The organism is Corynebacterium sp. MSK039, from assembly GCF_030232315.1.
Taxonomy (GTDB): Bacteria; Actinomycetota; Actinomycetes; order Mycobacteriales; family Mycobacteriaceae; genus Corynebacterium.
The window spans coordinates 64,834-82,611 of record NZ_JASPJL010000005.1; the positions used below are offsets into that span (position 1 = coordinate 64,834).

General features: G+C 67.1%; 20 protein-coding genes. 15 read left to right on the plus strand and 5 right to left on the minus strand.

The window, feature by feature from the left end:
• Positions 1-114: 114 nt before the first annotated feature.
• Complete coding sequence (locus QP997_RS05355) at positions 115-2,295, minus strand: transglycosylase domain-containing protein (protein WP_284780935.1); 2,181 nt, start codon at positions 2,293-2,295, stop codon at positions 115-117.
• A gap of 522 nt (positions 2,296-2,817) precedes the next feature.
• Between QP997_RS05355 and QP997_RS05360 the strand changes: the two genes are divergently transcribed.
• The 4 genes from QP997_RS05360 to QP997_RS05375 all read left to right on the plus strand — a co-directional run bounded on the left by QP997_RS05360 (position 2,818) and on the right by QP997_RS05375 (position 4,930).
• The gene (locus QP997_RS05360; protein ID WP_015382026.1) at positions 2,818-3,201 is read left to right on the plus strand and encodes a WhiB family transcriptional regulator; all 384 of its coding nucleotides are present in this window, start codon (positions 2,818-2,820) and stop codon (positions 3,199-3,201) included.
• A 181-nt stretch (positions 3,202-3,382) separates the two neighbouring features.
• On the plus strand, positions 3,383-3,538 hold the full coding sequence (sp36, locus tag QP997_RS05365) for a Sp36 family protein (protein WP_095075344.1): 156 nt from the start codon (positions 3,383-3,385) through the stop codon (positions 3,536-3,538).
• Between the two features lie 2 nt (positions 3,539-3,540).
• On the plus strand, positions 3,541-4,032 hold the full coding sequence (locus tag QP997_RS05370) for a RidA family protein (protein ID WP_070760464.1): 492 nt from the start codon (positions 3,541-3,543) through the stop codon (positions 4,030-4,032).
• Positions 4,033-4,066: 34 nt separating this feature from the next.
• The gene (locus QP997_RS05375; RefSeq protein ID WP_148811336.1) at positions 4,067-4,930 is read left to right on the plus strand and encodes an MBL fold metallo-hydrolase; all 864 of its coding nucleotides are present in this window, start codon (positions 4,067-4,069) and stop codon (positions 4,928-4,930) included.
• 84 nt (positions 4,931-5,014) lie between these two features.
• Here the strand turns inward: QP997_RS05375 and glxR are convergent, their stop codons facing one another.
• Positions 5,015-5,698 (minus strand): CRP-like cAMP-activated global transcriptional regulator GlxR, encoded by a 684-nt coding sequence (glxR, locus tag QP997_RS05380; RefSeq protein WP_148811335.1) that lies wholly within the window; start codon positions 5,696-5,698, stop codon positions 5,015-5,017.
• A 58-nt stretch (positions 5,699-5,756) separates the two neighbouring features.
• On the opposite strand from glxR, the gene nth reads away from it, so the two are divergent.
• Genes nth through QP997_RS05400 form a run of 4 tightly spaced genes read left to right on the plus strand, consistent with a single transcriptional unit; the run spans position 5,757 to position 9,453 of the window.
• Entirely contained in the window at positions 5,757-6,554 is a 798-nt protein-coding gene (nth, locus tag QP997_RS05385; protein WP_502870434.1) for an endonuclease III, read from the plus strand.
• Between the two features lie 4 nt (positions 6,555-6,558).
• Complete coding sequence (locus QP997_RS05390; protein WP_284846465.1) at positions 6,559-7,431, plus strand: TlpA family protein disulfide reductase; 873 nt, start codon at positions 6,559-6,561, stop codon at positions 7,429-7,431.
• A gap of 4 nt (positions 7,432-7,435) precedes the next feature.
• On the plus strand, positions 7,436-8,248 hold the full coding sequence (locus QP997_RS05395; protein WP_284846466.1) for an NUDIX hydrolase: 813 nt from the start codon (positions 7,436-7,438) through the stop codon (positions 8,246-8,248).
• A gap of 11 nt (positions 8,249-8,259) precedes the next feature.
• On the plus strand, positions 8,260-9,453 hold the full coding sequence (locus tag QP997_RS05400) for a MarP family serine protease (RefSeq protein WP_284846467.1): 1,194 nt from the start codon (positions 8,260-8,262) through the stop codon (positions 9,451-9,453).
• 34 nt (positions 9,454-9,487) lie between these two features.
• Here the strand turns inward: QP997_RS05400 and QP997_RS05405 are convergent, their stop codons facing one another.
• Positions 9,488-10,357 (minus strand): alpha/beta fold hydrolase, encoded by an 870-nt coding sequence (locus QP997_RS05405; RefSeq protein WP_284846512.1) that lies wholly within the window; start codon positions 10,355-10,357, stop codon positions 9,488-9,490.
• 87 nt (positions 10,358-10,444) lie between these two features.
• Entirely contained in the window at positions 10,445-10,963 is a 519-nt protein-coding gene (locus tag QP997_RS05410; protein ID WP_070760444.1) for a phage holin family protein, read from the minus strand.
• A 111-nt stretch (positions 10,964-11,074) separates the two neighbouring features.
• Here QP997_RS05410 and QP997_RS05415 point away from each other — a divergent pair, with 111 nt between their 5' ends.
• Positions 11,075-11,869: a Fic family protein gene (locus QP997_RS05415; protein WP_284846468.1), complete on the plus strand. Its 795-nt coding sequence runs from the start codon at positions 11,075-11,077 to the stop codon at positions 11,867-11,869.
• Positions 11,870-11,899: 30 nt separating this feature from the next.
• On the opposite strand, the gene QP997_RS05420 is transcribed toward QP997_RS05415, so the two are convergent.
• On the minus strand, positions 11,900-12,793 hold the full coding sequence (locus QP997_RS05420) for an HAD family hydrolase (protein ID WP_284846469.1): 894 nt from the start codon (positions 12,791-12,793) through the stop codon (positions 11,900-11,902).
• 381 nt (positions 12,794-13,174) lie between these two features.
• Here QP997_RS05420 and QP997_RS05425 point away from each other — a divergent pair, with 381 nt between their 5' ends.
• The 6 genes from QP997_RS05425 to QP997_RS05450 all read left to right on the plus strand — a co-directional run bounded on the left by QP997_RS05425 (position 13,175) and on the right by QP997_RS05450 (position 17,701).
• Complete coding sequence (locus QP997_RS05425) at positions 13,175-14,233, plus strand: P-loop NTPase family protein (RefSeq protein WP_284846470.1); 1,059 nt, start codon at positions 13,175-13,177, stop codon at positions 14,231-14,233.
• Positions 14,220-15,518 carry a TadA family conjugal transfer-associated ATPase gene (locus tag QP997_RS05430; protein ID WP_284846513.1) on the plus strand — a complete coding sequence of 433 codons (1,299 nt, stop codon included), beginning with the start codon at positions 14,220-14,222 and terminating at the stop codon, positions 15,516-15,518. Before QP997_RS05425 ends, QP997_RS05430 begins: the two co-directional genes overlap by 14 nt.
• Complete coding sequence (locus QP997_RS05435) at positions 15,515-16,684, plus strand: type II secretion system F family protein (RefSeq protein ID WP_284846471.1); 1,170 nt, start codon at positions 15,515-15,517, stop codon at positions 16,682-16,684. The genes QP997_RS05430 and QP997_RS05435 overlap by 4 nt, the downstream gene beginning before the upstream one ends.
• A gap of 182 nt (positions 16,685-16,866) precedes the next feature.
• Entirely contained in the window at positions 16,867-17,097 is a 231-nt protein-coding gene (locus QP997_RS05440; RefSeq protein ID WP_262368721.1) for a DUF4244 domain-containing protein, read from the plus strand.
• On the plus strand, positions 17,098-17,418 hold the full coding sequence (locus tag QP997_RS05445) for a hypothetical protein (RefSeq protein ID WP_284846472.1): 321 nt from the start codon (positions 17,098-17,100) through the stop codon (positions 17,416-17,418). It begins immediately after the preceding gene.
• Positions 17,396-17,701, plus strand: coding sequence for an Rv3654c family TadE-like protein (locus QP997_RS05450; RefSeq protein WP_284846473.1), 306 nt, complete (start codon positions 17,396-17,398; stop codon positions 17,699-17,701). The genes QP997_RS05445 and QP997_RS05450 overlap by 23 nt, the downstream gene beginning before the upstream one ends.
• Positions 17,702-17,778 lie beyond the last annotated feature (77 nt).

The window sequence follows — 17,778 nt, forward strand, 5'->3', positions numbered from 1 at the left end:
CGTCGGGGCTGGATATCCCGCCCGCTCTAGCCGGCCGTCTCCCAGCATCGCTCGGTCCCTGGGTGAACGTCATGCCCCGGGACCAGCTCCGGATCAGCTCCGGACCAACCCCGGCTAGCGCCGGGCGGCTGCCGCCCCACCGTCGGCGAGCTCGCCGGTGCCCTTCTTTTGCTTCTGCCGCACGGGCGGCAGCTTCTTGCCGCCGTAGGAGTTCGCAATGGGGCCGGCGGCGGTGAAGAAGCTCCGGGCGGGCTCGTTGCCGCCGTAGAGGTTGCCGGAGCCACACTGGCGAACCGGCGAGGTGCACAGGCTCGAGGCGGTGCCGGAGTCGTTGAAGATATAGCTGCTGCCGGCGACGTTCTGGGTGAATCCCAGGAATGCTGCGGAGTTGCTGGTCTCGGTGGTGCCGGTCTTCGCGGAGATCGGACCGCTCCAGCCGGTGGCGCGGGCGGCATCCGCGGCGGTGCCATTCGATACGTCGCCCGCCATGCCATTGGCCAGCGCATTGGCGACGGCCGGGTTGAGTACCTTCTCGCAATCCTTGCGGGGGATGTCCACCTTCTTCCCCGAGGCATCCGTCACCGAGGAGATGGGGGAGGGCTCGCACCAGCGGCCCTGGTCCGCGAGCGTGGCGCCGACATTCGTCAGCTCCAGTGGGTCCACCGGGGTGGGGCCGAGCACGAAGGAGCCGGTCTGCTCCTCCTTAATACGCTGCGCGATGGACTTATCCCCGGAGGTGCCCTCCTTCGCGTAGCTGCGCAGACCCAGTTTCACGGCCAAGTCGACCGTGCGCTCCAGGCCCACATCCTGCAGCATCGAGATGAAGGGCGTGTTCGGGGAGGTTGCCAGCGCCTCCTTCAACGTCATCGAAGGCTTATAGGGGCCCACATTTTCGACGCAGTACTTGCCCGGCGGGCAGCCGGAGGCACCACCGTTGCCGAGGCCATCGACCTCCACCCGCGGTGGGACGTCCAGCTTGGTCTCCAGCCCCATGCCCTTCTCGATGGCGGCAGCGGCGGCGAAGATCTTGAATACGGAGCCCGCGCCGTGCCCCTGCAGGGAGTGCGGCAGCGGCAGGACAGTCTCGTGCTTCTCCTGGTCCAGCCCGTATTTCCGGGAGGACGCCATGGCGATGACCTCGTGGGAGTCCTCAGTCGGTGCGATGAAGCTCAAGGCTTCAGACACCCCGGGCTGGCCGGGGGCCACATTGCTCTGGGCGGATTGCACGGCGTGCTGCTGTGCGGCCGGATCCAGGGTGGTGGTGATGGTGTAGCCGCCGCGGGCAATCTTTTCGTGGTCGAAGCCCTTCTCTGCAAGCCACTTCAGGGCGTAGTCGCAGAAGAAACCATCATTCCCGGCCGCGAGGCAGCCATTGGGTTCACCAGCTGGCTTCTCCGCGATTCCCAGCGGCTCGGCGGCCGCGCTATCGGCCTGTGCTTGGGTGAGGGAACCGTTATCGGCGCGCGCCTGGAGCACCTGGTTGCGGCGGGTTAGCGCGGCGTCCGGGTTATCCCACGGGTCCAACGCGGAGGTGGACTGGACGACCCCAGCCAGGAGCGCGGCCTCGGCGTCCGTCAGCTTCTCGGCGGAGTGGTCGAAGTAGGTGCGTGCGGCGGCCTCGACCCCGTAGGCGCCGCGGCCGAAGGAGATGAGGTTGAGGTAGCGGGTGAGGATCTCGTCCTTGGAGAAGCGCTCATCGAGATCGCCCGCGAGCTTCATTTCCCGCAGCTTGCGGGCCAGGCTGGTCTCGGTGGCGGCGGCGCGCTCGTTGTCGTTCTTGGCGCTGATCAACCACAGGTAGTTCTTGATGTACTGCTGATTGAGGGTGGAAGCTCCTTCAGCCACCCCGCCGCTGGAGAGGTTGGCGGCTAGCGCGCGGGCCGAGCCACGCAGGTCCACCCCGTTGTGTTCATAGAAGCGCCGGTCCTCGATGGCGACGATGGATTCCTTCATCGCGGTGGAGATCTTGTCCGCCGGGACGTCGAAGCGCCGTTGGTCGTAGATCCAGGCGATGGTGTTGCCCTCGCGGTCCAGGACGGTGCTGGCCTGCGGGAGGGACTTGTTGGTCTCGATATCCGCGAAGTTGGCGTTCATCGTGTTCGCGGAGGAGTTCACTACCGCTCCGCCGAGGCCGACGAAGGGGAGCATTCCCAGGGCAAGGAGCATGGCGATACCCAGTGTCGCGCCGATCAGCTGAAGGGCCGGCCTGGGCCGGGCGCGGTCGGGGGCTGCCGTGTTTTGCTCGTTGTTCTTCTCCACGCGACACACATTAGTCGACGTACCGGACACCCTCATTGCGCCTAAAGCGACCGTGGCTGAGCTGTGGGATGGCAAGGTGCGGCTGGGGTTTGTGCGGCGGGGGGAGCTTACTACCCCCGCTAGGACTAGTTTTGAGCAAACAAATATTCGCCGATATTTGCCAGGTTTTCGGGGGACATTTATCACGTGCGGGCAAGCCCGGCAGAAAATGTGGGACGCATCACATTTTAAAGGTATTTAAAGAAAACTCTGTCCTGACGTGCATAAACCGGTTGCGATCTAATTTCATGTCATGTGCAGAGTGTGCTTCCACGTCCTGGCGAGGCTGTTTGCGCGAGTCGTGCTAACGGTGCGCGGCCTATGAAAAGTTTTTCCTCACTTAAGCACCCCCGGCGTTGTGACGCATTAGACATCCAAAATGTGACCCCCGTAACATTCTGGGCAATGCTTCAGCAGGCTATGCAACACATCCTGTTGATCGCTGAGGAAAGAGCAAGCACATCAGTTCCCCAAAGAACATCGCAACGAAGAACGTTAGATCCAGCTTGGAGGCGAAGAATGGCTGAATCCCGCTCCCAATCCCGACCAGCAGCAAAGCCCGTGCGTCAGACCGTGAAGCAGCTGACGTCCCGCGAGTCTTTCAAGAACCGCGGTGAATGGATTACCCACGCTCACTGCCGCAGCGTGGACCCAGAAGAGCTCTTTGTGAAGGGTGCCGCGCAGCGCAAGGCTGTCGCTATCTGCCGTCACTGCCCCGTCGTTCTGCAGTGCCGCGCCGATGCCCTCGATAACAAGGTGGAGTTCGGTGTCTGGGGTGGCATGACGGAGCGTCAGCGTCGCGCCCTGCTGCGTCGCCGCCCGGATGTCACCGACTGGGCCGACTTCTTCGCTGGCCAGCTCGAGGCTGCTGCCGCGCAGCGTGAGGCCGAGGGGCAGGCCTAAGCCCCTCTCATAGGGCCACACCCGGCCCGTCCATAATTTCGCAGTAGCTGGACGCTAACCGATGTGCCTGCAGCTCCCCCGGCGGGAGAGGTTTTCAAACCTCCCCGGCCGGGGATTTTTCTGTCTGTAACCCCCAGCTCATCTACTCCATAACTCGCGCGCGATCGCTATGCTCGAGGACATGAAGAAATGGGAATATGTCACCGTGCCACTGCTCACCCACGCGACCAAGCAGATCCTCGATAACTGGGGCCAGGATGGTTGGGAGCTCGTCTCCGTCCTGCCAGGTCCGACCGGCGAGCAGCACGTCGCCTACATGAAGCGGGAGCTGGACTAAAAATGGCCGAGAAGTCTCAGGTTCCAGCCCGGCTCGACGAGCTCGGCATCGAGCTGCCGCCCGTCGCGGCCGCCGTCGCGTCTTATGTCCCCGCCGTTCGTTGCGGCGACGTTGTCTACACCTCCGGCCAGCTGCCTTTCGTCAACGGTGAGTTGCCGAAGCTCGGCCTCGTTGGCGAGATCGGCACCCACACGGGAGCCCAGGTCAGCCCGGAAGAGGCCTACGAGCTGGCTCGTATCGCCGTGCTCAACGCCGTGGCGGCCGCCGCCGCAGAGGTCGGCCTGGAGAACATCGAACGCATCGTGAAGGTCACGGGCTACGTCGCCTCCGCCACCGGCTTCGGCGGCCAGCCTGGCGTCGTTAACGGAGCGAGCGACATCCTCGGTGAGATTTTCGGCGACGCTGGCCAGCACGCCCGTGCCGCCGTCGGTGTCGCAGAGCTGCCATTGGGCTCCCCAGTGGAGGTCGACATCATCGTTCAGGTACGTCAATAGGCCTTTAGCCGCGAGTTTTCGTAGAATTAGAGTTATGCAACATCCCGCGTACAGTCAGCTTCGCCCGGTCACCGAGAATGTCGGTGTGGTGTTGGCGCCAAACCCCAGCTATGCAGCGCTCGAAGGCACGAACTCTTGGGTAGTTCGCGGTCCGGGCGACCCGGTCTCGGTCGTCATCGATCCGGGCCCGCAGGACGAGGGACACCTCAACGTCCTGCACAGCAAGGCCGTGGGGGAGAGCATCGGCGCCGGCACCAGCGACGAGGACGGCCCGCAGGCCACCATCGGCCTCGTGCTCCTCACGCACCGTCATAACGACCACTCCAACGGTGCCCAGCGCTTCCGTCAGCTCTCCGGCGCCCCGGTGCGCGCCTTCGACGAGCACAACTGCATCGCCGCTGAGCCGCTGAAGGATGGCGAGATCATCCGCATCGAGGGGCTCACCCCGACGATCGAGGTCATGCACACCCCGGGGCACACCTCCGACTCCGTGTGCTTCCTCATCCACTCCAAGGGTGGCTCCGACGACTCGGACGTGGAGGCCATCCTCACCGGCGATACCATCGCTGGCCGCCACACCACCATGATCTCCGAGACCGACGGCGACCTCGGCCTCTACATCGAGTCCCTCAAGGAACTGAAGCGCCGCGGCGCTGGCGTACCGCTGCTGCCGGGCCACGGTCCGGACCGCGAGGACACCAGCGAGCTCGCCGAGCGCTACATCGAGCGCCGTGAGCACCGCCTCGAACAGGTCCGGGAGGCCCTGGCCAAGCTCGGCGAGGATGCTGACGTCATGGATGTTGTCGACGAGATCTACACGGACGTGGACCCGGTGCTGCGCGATGCCGCTGCACAGTCCACCCGCGTGACGATCGACTACCTGAAGAAGCAGCAGTAAAAACGGCAATGCCTAGCGAGTGGAAAACTCGCTAGGCATTCATGCGGGGTGACCAGCCATGGGCTGGTCTTTTTTATATTCCGGTTAGCGCGCGCGACGTGCGAGGCGCTCGGCGTCCGCGATGAGAACCGACTTACCCTCCAAGCGGATCCAGCCACGCTGGGCGAACTCCGCCAGCGCCTTGTTCACCGTCTCGCGGGAGGCGCCCACCAACTGGGCGATCTCCTCCTGGGTCAGGTCGTGGTGCACGCGCAGCATGCCGTTTTCCTGGATACCGAAACGGTTGGCCAGCTGCAGCAGCGACTTGGCCACGCGCCCCGGAACATCCGTGAAGATCATGTCGGCCAGGCTGTTATTCGTCCGGCGCAGGCGGCGCGCCAGCACGCGAAGCAGCTGCTCCGTGATGCCCGGGTGCTCGGCAATCCAGTCGTGCAGCATCTGGGAGGTCATCACACCAGCGGAGACCTTCGTGACGCACACTGCCGAGGAGGTGCGCGGGCCCGGATCGAAGATCGAGAGTTCACCGAACATGTCCGAAGGGCCCATGACGGTCAGCAGGTTCTCACGTCCGTCGGCGGAGTGACGCGCCAGCTTCACCTTGCCGGAGGTGATGATGTACAGGGTGTCGCCCTGCTCGCCCTCCTCGAAGATCGTGGTTCCGCGCGGGAAGTCGACGGTCTCCAGCTGCTCAACCAGAGCCTGCACGGCTTCGGGGTCTACCCCTTGAAAGATTCCAGCGCGGGACAGAATCTCGGTGTTCTCTGCCATCTGTTCCTTACACTCCCACTTGACGACGTTTAACCGGACTCACACTACAGTAGTAGCCATGCCGAAAACCTCAGCGCCTCGCTTGCCAAAACCTGGCAACCATCGCGCCGCAGATCCTTCGCATGTGGAAACCCCGCTTGCGCTCAAGCGCCGAGCGAGGAAACTCAACCGCACCCTTGCGGTCGGCTATCCCGATGCTCATGCGGAACTCGACTTTTCGACGCCACTGGAGCTTCTCGTAGCAACAGTCCTATCTGCACAGTGTACCGATGTGCGGGTCAACAGTGTGACGCCGATCCTATTTTCGTTATATCCCACCGCGGCTGACTACGCCGCTGCGGATCCCGAGGAGCTCGCTGAGGTCATCCGACCGACCGGTTTTTACCAGGCCAAGACCCGTTCCCTCATCGGTCTCGGCACCGCCATCGCTGAGAAGCACGGCGGTGAGGTTCCCCGCACCCTCGAGGAGCTCGTCGCCCTGCCGGGGGTGGGGCGCAAGACTGCGAACGTTGTGCTCGGCAATGCTTTCGGCGTGCCAGGCATCACCGTGGACACCCACCTGGGCCGCCTCGTGCGCCGCTGGAAGCTCACCGAGCAGGAGGACCCGGTCAAGGTGGAGCGGGAACTCATGGAGCTCATCGAGCCCAAGGAGTGGACCATGTTCAGCCACCGGGTGATCTTCCACGGCCGCCGCGTCTGCCACTCCCGCAAGCCGGCCTGTGGCGCCTGCTTCTTGGCCTGGCAGTGCCCCAGTTTCGGGTTGGCGGGCACGCCCGACCCGGAGGAAGCGATGGCCGGCATCACCTCGCCAGACCGCGAACACCTGCTCGCCCTGGCCGGATTCGGAGAGGATTAACGCCATGGCCACCACCCCTCCCGGCTCCCATCCCAACGCCGCTGCGCCAGGCGACGCCGCTGCGTCAGGCCACGGCGGCCCCGAGGAGGTCACCGCGACTCGCGAGGACGTCGACGTCGCCCGCGGTTCCGGGGAGGAGGCAGGCGCGTCGCGCCCGCGTGTCCTCCTGCTTGTTCTCGCCATCGTTATCGGCCTGCTTGTCGCGGCGATTCCACTAGTGGCAGGCGTGATGAGCGGCGGTGATGATCAGCCCGGCGCTCAATCTCAGCAACAGCAGCAAGCCGAACCGGGCATGGTGGGTGGCGCCGGCTCGGCGCCCGGCCACCCAGGCGAGTCAGACCGCGGCGCGGACGGCGACGCGGACCCAGGCCCCGAGCAGCCCGTCAGCATCACAAACCCCCGCAGCTGCCCCGCCCCGGAAGGCGCTACCCAGCCCGCCCCGGACTCGGAGCTCGCCGGCATCGAGCTGCCCTGCCTCACCAGCGGCAAAAACGAGACCGCCGACCTCGGCGCGGCCCTGGCCGGCAAGCCCACGATCATTAACATCTGGGCCTGGTGGTGCGAGCCCTGCCGCCGCGAGCTCCCCCACTTCGACAAGCTCGCCAAGCAGCACCCGGAGTGGAATGTCGCCGGCATCCACCTGGACAAGAAGTCCCAGGCCGGGGCGGACTTCCTGGACGAGCTGAACGTCACGACCATGCCCGTCTACTCCGACCGCAGCCACCGCTTCGATACCGCAACCAGCCTTCCGAAGGTCGTCCCCATCACGGTGGTTTACCGGGCCGACGGCACCCGCGCGCAGATGTACCCCCAAGTGTTCCGCGACTACGAGGAACTCGAAGCCGCTGTGCACGCCGCCCTGAGCGGGCAGAATTAACACCATGCCCTATCCCTTCGAAGACTGGCGCGCCGCCATCACCACCCAACCGCCACTTGCCGCTGACCTGCCCGAATGGCTCACCAGGCTGGCCACCGCCGCGCGCAGCGGCAGCGTGCACGCAGCACTCAACGACCCCGCGCGCCACGTCCCGGAGGCCAACGAGGATGGCGTGCCGCCGCGCTACTCCGCCGTGCTGATCCTGCTCGGCGGGGACCCCGACTACCGACCCACCGCGATCCACCCCTTCCCGGAGGACGCCACCGTCGTCCTGACCCACCGCGGGGTGGACATGCGCAACCACTCCGGGCAGATGGCCTTCCCCGGCGGCGGGTGGGAATCCCAGGACGCCACCCCGATCGACACCGCCGTCCGGGAGGCCGTCGAGGAGACCGGCCTCAACCCCGAGGGCGTGGAGCCCGTGGCCGTGATGGACCCGGTGTACATCGACCGCACGAACTTCGCGGTCGTGCCGGTGATCGCCTACTGGCGGGAGTTCTCGCCCGTCCACCCCGCCACCGTGGAAAACGACTGGGTCCAGCCCGTGGCCATCCGCGAGCTCGTCCACCCGGATTACCGCTTCAAGCTGGGCTTTGCTGGCTGGTCAGGGCCCGCCTTCGACGTCTCCGGGATGGTGCTGTGGGGCTTCACCGCCGGGGTGCTCGACGCCCTGCTGCGCCTCGCGGGCTGGCACGAGGATTGGGACGAGGAGACCCAATTCGATCTTTTCCGTACCCTGGAACAATCCCGTAACGGCGAATCTCGCGCCCTGCGCGCGCACTTCGTTGCCGAGGGTAAGAAGGACACAGGAGAGTAGAAACCCCACCCATGATCGTTGATATCGCGCTCGTGATCTGCGGCCTCGCCGCCTTTTTCTCCGGGCTGCGGCAAGGCGGGGTGGCCGCGCTGCTGAGCCTGGCGGGCGTGCTGATCGGTGGCTATCTGGGGCTGCAGGCCGTGGGGCCGGTTGTCCGGCTTATCCAGGATGAGGGCACGGAAGGCTCCCGCCTGGTCATTGCGCTGCTCACCCTCGCTGCCTGCGTGGTGATCGGTTACCTCCTGGGTTCCGGCATCGGGCAGCGAATCCGCGACAACATCCGCACGCGCCAGCTCTACCGGGCAGATTCCGCCGTGGGCTCCTTGGTCGCCGTCGTCACCGCCATGGTGGTGATGTGGATGATCGCGGTGCCCGTGCTCAGCAGCCAGGACTCCCGCATCGCCCGCGAGGCGCAGGATTCTCACATCATCGCCACCATCGGCGAGGTCGCGCCCAACTGGATGCGCACCCTGCCTGCTCGCATCAACGCCCTGATCAACCGCAGCGAGATCCCCGCGGTCACCGACCCCTTCGCCTCCGTCACGAAGCGCGAGGTCCAGCCGCCGGACCCCGCACTGCAGGACCTTCCGGACGTCGCCGCCATCGGGCCGTCCGTCGTCAAGGTCGAGGGTGTTGCGGAACAGTGCAGCCGGATGCAGCAGGGCACCGGATTCGTCATCGAACCGGGCGTGGTGATGACGAACGCGCACGTCGTCGCGGGGACGAATAAGGTCACCCTGTCCACGGTCAACGGGCCGGTGGACACGGACGTGGTCTTCTACGACCCGGAGCACGATATCGCGCTGCTGCGGGCCACCGGGGAGCTGCCGCTGCAGCCGTTGCGCTGGGCGGAGAGTCCCGCCGTCTCCGGGGACGACGCCATCGCGCTGGGCTACCCGCTGGGTGGGCCCTTCAAGGCGGCCCCGGTGCGGGTGCGTGAGCAGATGCGGATCGCGGGACCCAATATCTACGCTGACCAGCGGGTCGAGCGCGAGGCGTATTCGCTGCGCGGCAAGATCGTGCAGGGCAACTCCGGTGGGCCGCTGGTCGCCCCGAATGGGGAGGTGCTGGGCCTGATCTTCGGCGCGGACTCGAATGAGGCGGACACCGGTTATGCGCTGACGAAGAAGGAAGTGCTGGAGCGAGTGGGCGATACCGCCCGGTGGAGCTCGCCGGTGGACACGCGCAGCTGCGTGGCGGACTAAGGAGTAGTTGCTTAAGTGTTGCTGAGCCGCGCGGTTAGTCGGTGGCGAGAAGCTCGGCGCGGAGCAGTTCTGCGACGGTGACGGGGTCCTCGATGTGCGGGTAGTGGCCGACGCCGTAGATCAGCTCCGCTCGGGAGCCCGCTGCGCCGCGCTCCAGTGAGCGGGCTGCGAGATCGGGGGAGTAGTTCGGATCCATCGACCCGTCGATCGCCAACACCTGGGCCTCGATGCGGCGCGGGATCGTGCGGTCGAAGATCCGACCCTCGGGGCGGAACCGGGAGCGGAACGCCCAGCGGCGGTATTCGCTGGCCAGGTGTGCGACCTTATCCACCTGCATCGCTTCGCGGCGCTTGATGGCGAACTCGCGGTAGATGGGGGTGTCGCGGAAGCCCGGTGCCACGCCGGTGCGGAAGATCTTCTCGGCCGTGGCGGCGCCGTCCTTGGTCAAGGCGCGTTCCGGGAGGCGGGGGAGCTGCGCAAACAGGGTGCCCCGCGTGTGCCGCCAGCGCTGTAGCGGGCGGGAGAATAGGAACTTCGCCTGCTCGGTGGGGTGGGCGGAGGAGAGTGTGATCAGCCGGTCGATGCGCTCTGGCTCGTGGGCGGCCATCGTCCAGGCGACGAGCCCGCCGTAGCCGTGGCCCACGACGTGCGCGCTGCTGTAGCCCAGGCGGCGGATCACGCCGGCCATGTCGGAGGCGGCGGTCGTCAGGTCATAGCCGCGGGGCGTCTTATCCGAGCGGCCGTAACCCCGAAGATCCACGGCCGCCAGGCGCAGCGGGGCGCCCTCCAGCTGGGCGAAGAGTGGTTCGAAGTCGAAGTAACCGCCGCCGAAGCCGTGGATGAACAGCACCAGCGGGTTCCGCTCGGTGGAGCCCTCGGGCTTGACCGGGCCCTGCAGCAGCACATGCAAACGCACACCCCGCGAATGCACGAACGTGTGCTGCGGGGTGTGCGGGGAGGGGGTGCTCACGGGAGGCTACGCGTGTGGGGCCTAGGTGAACAGGCCCGGCTCCTTGGTGGCCACGGAGTTGCCCTCGGTGTAGCGCTCCTTATCCGGGGTCAGCTGCTTGAGCTCGCCCAGGGAGTCGATGGTCTTCTCCGGCTTCTTCGCGCCCTTGAGCTGCTTCACGCCGACCAGCGCCAGGATCGCGGTGAGCACAGCCATGATCAGGAAGACCACGAGGAAGGCCAGGGAGCGCGGCATGAAGTGATCCAGCAGCCACGCCAGGGCGAGGAAGAGGAAGAAGGAGGAGTAGGCGATGATCACGCCGGCCGCGGCGAACAGGCCCACGCCCAGGCCGACCTTCTTGCCGGACTGTGCGATCTCGGTCTTTGCGAGCTCCACCTCGGAGCGGATGAGGGAGGAGGCTTGTGCGGTGGCGTCCTTCACCAGGTCGCCGATGCTCCCCTGCCCCTTCGGGCGGGTGTCCACGTCGGACAGCGGGATAGCGTTGACATGAGGGTTAAAGCTATCGCTATCGGTGAATAGGCCTTCGCTCTTATTGCTCATGATCGATACTCCTGACAATTAACGGTCAATATTCTGCGCAGAAATTACTGCACACCATTTTGCCAGACCATTGGTCAGCGTGGGGCGGTGGGGTGAATTATTGTGGTTGCCATGTCTGCAGAAGGTCGTTTCACTACCGATCCCCTCGCCCCACTCGCCGAGCTGCCTGGGGTGCCCGAGGCCGTCGAGCGGGCCTCCGACTTCATCGCCCGCGCGCACCGCCACCCCGCCAACCTGCGCGGCTGGGACGTCACCGGCTCCGAGTCCGTGCTGCGCGGGGCGCGTGCTTCCGCCCAGCTGGACGGCGGCACCCCGCGGCTGCCCGAGGACGGCCAGGTGGAGGACCCGATCTTGGCTGGTTCCCTGCGCGCCGCGGAGCTGCTCGCCCCGGACGGCATCGCGGAGACCCGTACCACCTGGCAGCGCGCCCCGTTGCAGGTGATCGCGAAGATCAACTCGGTGGCTTCCCCGCAGATGTCGGATGAGAACTTCCGCGCGAAGGCTGCCCACAATGCGGAGTTCCTCGTGCCGGGCCGCCCGAAGCGCGCCACTGATGGCCGCCTGCAGCTGCTCGGTTCCCTCATCGCCGGGGGTACGAAGGTCAACTCCGTGGTGCTCTCCGCCATCATCCACGGCGAACTGCTCACCCTGGAGCCCTTCGCCGACGCCAACGGGGTCACCGCCCGCGCCTGCTCTCGGCTGGCGACCATCACCGGCGGCCTGGACCCGCGGGGGCTGGGCGTGCCGGAGGTGTGGTGGAACCGCCACCGCGATGAGTACCGCGCGAAGGCTGCGGCGTTCGCGAAGGGTGGTTCGGAGGCGATGGCCGAATGGATCATCTTCCACGCCGAGGGGCTGGCCGAGGGCTCGCTGGAGGCGAAGTCCATCGCCGACGCAAAGCAGTAGCTGCCTGTGGGGTGCTAGGAGCTGATTTTACTAGGCGCGGCGCGGCATGAGGCGCGCCAGGAGCGGCGAGGCGCTGGCGGAACCGACGTCCTGAGCACGTTGACGCAACCACAGGACCACGCCGGTGGTGGCCGCACCGAGGAGCGCGAGCGTCCCCGCGCCTGCCAGGACCTTGCCCGGCTTGAAGAGCGGTTCCGGGCGGCTGAAGTACTCGATCGGCCAGTCCCGCTCGCGGGCGATCTTGCGCAGCTGGCGGTCCGGGTTGATCGCATAGGGGTGGCCGACCGCCTCAAGTAGCGGCAGGTCGGTGTGGGAATCCGTGTAGGCGTAGCTGCGGGAGAGGTCGTAGCCGCCGCGCCCGACCAGCTCCATCAGCTTGTCCACCTTCGCCTGGCCCTTGTTGAAGTGCAGAACCTTGCCGGTGTACGTGCCGTCGATCTCCTCGAGCTCGGTGGCGATCAGGTAGTCCGCCTGGAGCTCGCGGGCGATGGGGTCCACCAGGACACGGGCGGATGCGGTGATGATGGCGACGTCGTGCCCCAACTTGTGGTGCTCGAAGATGAAGTCGCGGGCCTCGGCGTAGACGTAAGGGATCAGCACCTCCTGCAGGGCGTCCTCCGCGATGGCGCGCAGGGAGGCCGCGGGGCGGTTGCGAATCATGGAAGATAGGGCGTCCTTGGTGGCGTCCAGGTTCTCGTCCGTGTGGGTGGTCAGCATGTAGCTAAACAGCATCGCGCCGATGCGCAGCATTTCCCCCGTGGTGATGATCCCGCGCTTGGCCATCGGGCGGCCGTAGGCCATGGAGGCGCTGGTATCCACGATGGTTTTATCCAGGTCGAAAACCGCGAGCGTGCGCCGGGCCGTGCGACCTGGGGCTGTCCGGCGGCTCGCTTGGCGGTTGCTGATCCTGGGTAGAGGCGTCACGACCTCAATTCTAGGTATCAATATTCACAAAAGTCCACAGTTTTCACAGGGTCGGTGGGCGGGTGCGGGCGCGTGATGGGGTGAATGGCGTGGCGGCGCGGCGTGTGATGGGGTGTGCTGAGTGGTGGGCGGCGTGGCCGGTGGCGCGTGCTGAGTGGTGGGCGGCGTGGCCGGTGACGCGGCGGGGCGGGGTTATCCACAGAAAAACAAGGATTCGGGGGCCATAGCGGGGTGTGAACGGGGCCCGGCGGGTGGCTGTCCACAGGCTGCTCGCGGGTCTGTCGGTGCCCCGTGCCCGCGTGTGAGAGTGAAGCCATGAATGCATGGGGGAGCAAGCTGATTCGATCAGACCGAGCGCGGCACGCTGGGGCGCTGCGGGACATGCTGCGCACACCGGTGATCGTGGATGTGGCCGACCACGATAGCGCTGACGCGGTGGCCATGGCTGTCGCGGCGACCGGGCGGGAGCAGCTGCGCCAGGACGAGGCGGAGTCTAAGTTTCCGAATGGTCACCACCGCAGGTTGCGGCGCGTCGACGACGCCCTCCTTGCGATCCTGAGCGAGGCCGTCACCGCTGGTGGGGCGCTGGAACTCGCCGAAGAGCTGGGGGCGATCGACACGCCGCGCATCCACGTCCACGGCGTGCAGGGTGGCGTGGGAACCAGCAGCCTCGCGGTGCATCTCGCGCTGGCCCTGGCGCACTGCCTTTCTCAGGACGCCACCCCGGTGAGCCTCGTGGACGCCGATCCGGATTCGGTGGGGCTCGACCTGCTGTGTGGCTGGGAAGGTGTGCCGGGGCGGCGCGTGGGTGAGCGAGGCATCGGCGGTCACGAAGGCGAGGACATTCCGGTGGAGGGCTGGCCGGTCGCGCCGGGCGGGACGGGGCTGAGGTTCCGCTCCCGGCGGCTCGATGCTGCGGGCGGTCGTCCAGAACCCAACGCTGACCTCGTGGTGGACTACCCCGCAGCGGGAATCGCGGACTATCCCCGAGCGGGGGTCGCGGTGGTGGACCGCGGGCGGGTGAACCCAATGGCGGATGTTAGGGGTGTGGCACTTGCAGGGCAGGCCGAAGCACACAGCGCGGCTACTGATGCCCCGTGCCCGGCTGCCCGGGCCGCTGACCTCGTGGTCTGCGTGACCCGCCCGACCGTCGCGGGGGTGCATGCGCTGGGCCGCAGTCTGGCGGAACTGGACGCAGCGGATGTGCCGGCGGTGGGCGTCCTACGGGAGGAAGCAGGGCTGGAGACCCCGATCGCGCTGCGGCAGATGCTGGGCGGGGCTCCGGTGGAGCTGTGGCCGTGGGACGGGACGATCGCTGCGGAACCGCTGGACGGGTGTTCAGGCGAGGCGAGCGTCAACGACCTGCAGCTCGGCGTACGCATCCTGGGGTATCTGCCGGGAGCGAGCGAGTGGGGGAGGGCTCGTGATGTGGATTGCTGATGGTCTCAACAAGCTGCGCCTGATCCCGGGCGGGGGCGAAGCAGGTGCAGCCGGGGAGCAGGGTGCTGACACAGCGGTGGCCGTCGATAATTCCCTGCTGGATAAGGTGCGCCACGAGCTCGCGGTGCGGGGTGCCAGGCAGGCCAGCGAGGCTGAGATCCTGAGCGCGATGGAGGCGGTGACCGGGGCGACGTCGTACGACAACATTCCGGATACCGTGCGGCAACTGCGGGATATCCAGCGGGAGCTGTCCGGCCTGGGCGTGTTGGCCGAGGTGCTTGCGGAGCCAGGCGTGACCGACGTGGTGGTCAATCCCGACGGTGCGGTGTGGGCCGATCGGGGGCGCGGTGCCGAGCGCACCCCGGTGAGGATTGCGCCGCCCGAGGTGCGGGAACTCGCGGTTCGCCTCGCCGCGGTGTGTGGGGTGCGGCTGGACGATGCGCGGCCCTTCGCCGACGGCATCATCGACGACCTGCCGCCCGGGATTCCCGCGGCGGCCCTGCGGGTGCATGCGATGCTCTCGCCGCCAGCGCGAGGTGGGGCGTGCGTGAGCCTGCGGACGCTGACGAGGGGGCGGCTGGGGCTGGAGGATCTCTGCGAGGCGGGGATGATGTCGGCCGAGGTGTGCGGCGTGCTGCGCAGGATCGTGCTCGCGCGCAAGAATCTGCTGGTCACGGGTGGTACCGGCACGGGGAAGACGACCCTGCTCGCCGCCCTGCTGGGGGAGGTTCCCGAGCGCGAGCGCATCGTGTTGGTGGAGGACACCCCGGAGCTCATGCCGACCCATCCTCACGTCGTGGCCCTGGCCGCGCGCGAAGAGAATGCTGATGGGGCTGGCGAGATCGGGATGCAGCTGCTGCTGCGGCAGTGCCTGCGCATGAGGCCGGACCGGATCGTCGTGGGTGAGGTCCGTGGCGCCGAGGTCGCGGACTTATTGGTTGCACTGAATACGGGGCACGCCGGGTCGGCCGGCACGATGCACGCCAACTCGGTGGCCGCGGTGCCGGGGCGGTTGGCCGCGCTCGGGGCGATGGCGGGGATGAGTCCGGAGGCGCTGCAGGCGCAGGCCACCGACGGGATCGACGTGGTCGTTCACCTGGAACGCGCAGGTGGGCGGCGGCGTGTGGCCACGATTGCGGTCACGGAAAGGGTGTCGGAGGAGATGAAGGGCGGTCTAGCGGCGGGAACGTCGGGAACAGCGGCGGCGGGAACCAAGGCCCGTGGGCTGCGGCTTCGACCGGTGTGGGACGGGCGTCCCCTCGACGGTTGGGAGGGGCTGCCATGACCTTGTTGATCGTGTTGACGCTGACCGCCGTGGCCTCAATGGGGGCGTTCACCGGCTATCGGGTGGGCGTACGGATCCGCGACGGGCGGGTCCAGCGCCGACAGCTGGAGCTGTTCCGGGATCTCGCGGACAGCTGCGCTCGAGAGGTCGCCGCCGGGGCTCGGGTGGCGGACGCGGTGGAGTCCGCGGCGGTGGACTGCGAGGACGAAGAAGCCGAAGCGGAGGGAAAGGTCGGAGATGCCGACGGGCGGCTCGGCGGGCAGCTGGCGCTCATCGCCGCACAGGTGCGCCTGGGTGCAAGCCCCGCGGCGGCGCTGCTGGATCAGGGAGCGACTAGCCGTGAGGGTGGCAAAGATCGGGCAAGAACGGGGAATAGCCCTGCTGAGCTGGTGGCCCAGGACGTTGAGGAGTTCTGCGAGCTCTGGGAACTCGCCGAACGCACAGGCATGAGTTTCGCACCACTGGCGGACAGCATCGTTGCGGACTTGGAGGCGCACTCCGCTCAGCAGGAGAAAACCGCAGCGGCGATGGCCGGAGCCCGGCTCACGGAAGTGTTGCTGCTCGCAATGCCCGTGGGGGCGGTGGGCATCGGCCAAAGCATGGGCCTGGATCCCGGCGGCACGCTCTTCGGCAGCGTGATCGGGCTAGGGCTCCTGCTCGTCGGGGCGATGCTCGCCTGCGCCGGTGTGCTGTGGACCGAGGCGCTGACCGCCAAGGTGCTGGGTGGGGTGGGCCGGCGCGCCGGGCCCACCGGTCAGGCTCTGGCTGTCGCCCGGCACCTGGACGTCTTTGCGCTGGCCCTGGCTGCAGGGCTACCGGTGGCCAAGGCATGGGGCGTGGCGGTCGGACCCGGGGAGGGGCCCGCCCACGACGTCGAGCCGCTGCTCCTGCTGGGGGCAGGCCCCGCGGCCTGGGAGCCACTGAGAGGCCACGAGCATTACGGGCCCGTGGCACGCCAGGCGGTTCAGCAGACCAGGGCCGGGACCAGGCTGGTGGAAGGTGCGAAGGCCCAGGCTCGGCGCATCCGCCAGCACAGCCTGAACCAGGTCGAGGCGGGTGCGGAGCGCGTGCTCATCGCTGTCGCCGCGCCGCTGACCCTGTGTTTCCTGCCGGCATTCGTGCTCATTGGCTTGGTGCCACTGGTCATCGGGCTGGCGGGGATCTAAGGCCGACGGGGGCGACGTCGAAAAGAACAAGGAGGGGGATCGCAGCGAGGGGAAAGCAAGACCACGAGGGAAATCGGCATTCGAAAAACGCGACACAAGACCGCTAAAGAAAAGACACCGAAAGGGAGAGAACAATGACCATGAATACCAAGAACACTGCCACTCAAACAACGGAGATCGCGATGGCGGATACGTCCGGCGGGCTGAGCTTGTTTCAGCGCGCTGAGCTGTGGATTCGGGGTGCGGTGAGGGCGCAGTACGAGGACGAGTCTGGGATGAGCACGATTGAATATGCGCTCGGGTGCGTGGCGGCCGCGGCCCTCGGAGCGCTGCTGTACACGGTGGTGACCTCGGATGCAGTGGAGAGTGCGCTCAGCGGCATCTTCGAGCGTGCCCTGAGCGAAGGAAATTAGATGAACACGGTGGAAGGGGCTTCCGTGTTGACCGCCATCGCCGTGACCGTCGGCCTGCTGGTCGCGGGGCTCAGCACCCTGGCGACCAGCATGGCGGCGCATTCGAGCGCCCGGGATGTCGCGCGTATGGCGGCCCTCGGGGTGGCCGATGGCGAGCTCACCGGTCGCGAGGGGGAGACGGTGGAGATCACGCGCTCGCCCGTGGGTGAGACGCCGTGGTCCATGGTGACGGTGCGGCTGACGAAGGAGGCCCCGCTGTTCGACGTCACCGTGGAGGAGTCGATCCTGGAGGAGCCCAATGCCGACGACAGCGGGAGTTAGCTCCATCCTGGGGCTCATCGCCTTGTGCGGGGTGCTCGTGCTGGGGTTCGGGCAAGTGGACGCGCACCAGCGGGCGGTGGTGGCCGCCGACTTGGTGGCGCTGTCTGCGGCGCAGGCGCACGTGGCCGGGGACGAGGATGCCTGCGGGATTGCCGAGATCTTTGCCCGGGCCAACGCTGCGGAGCTGGTGGGCTGCCAGGTGGGTCCGGAGGGGCCGGACACGGTGGGCGTGGAGGTCTCGGTGAAGGGGCGGCGCGCCTCGGCGGTGGCCGGCCCAATGTGATCCGTGATCGTAGTCGGCCCCGCGTGAGCCGGCGTGGGAGCCCGACGGCTCCGCGGAACCGAGCGAGTCGGCGTGGG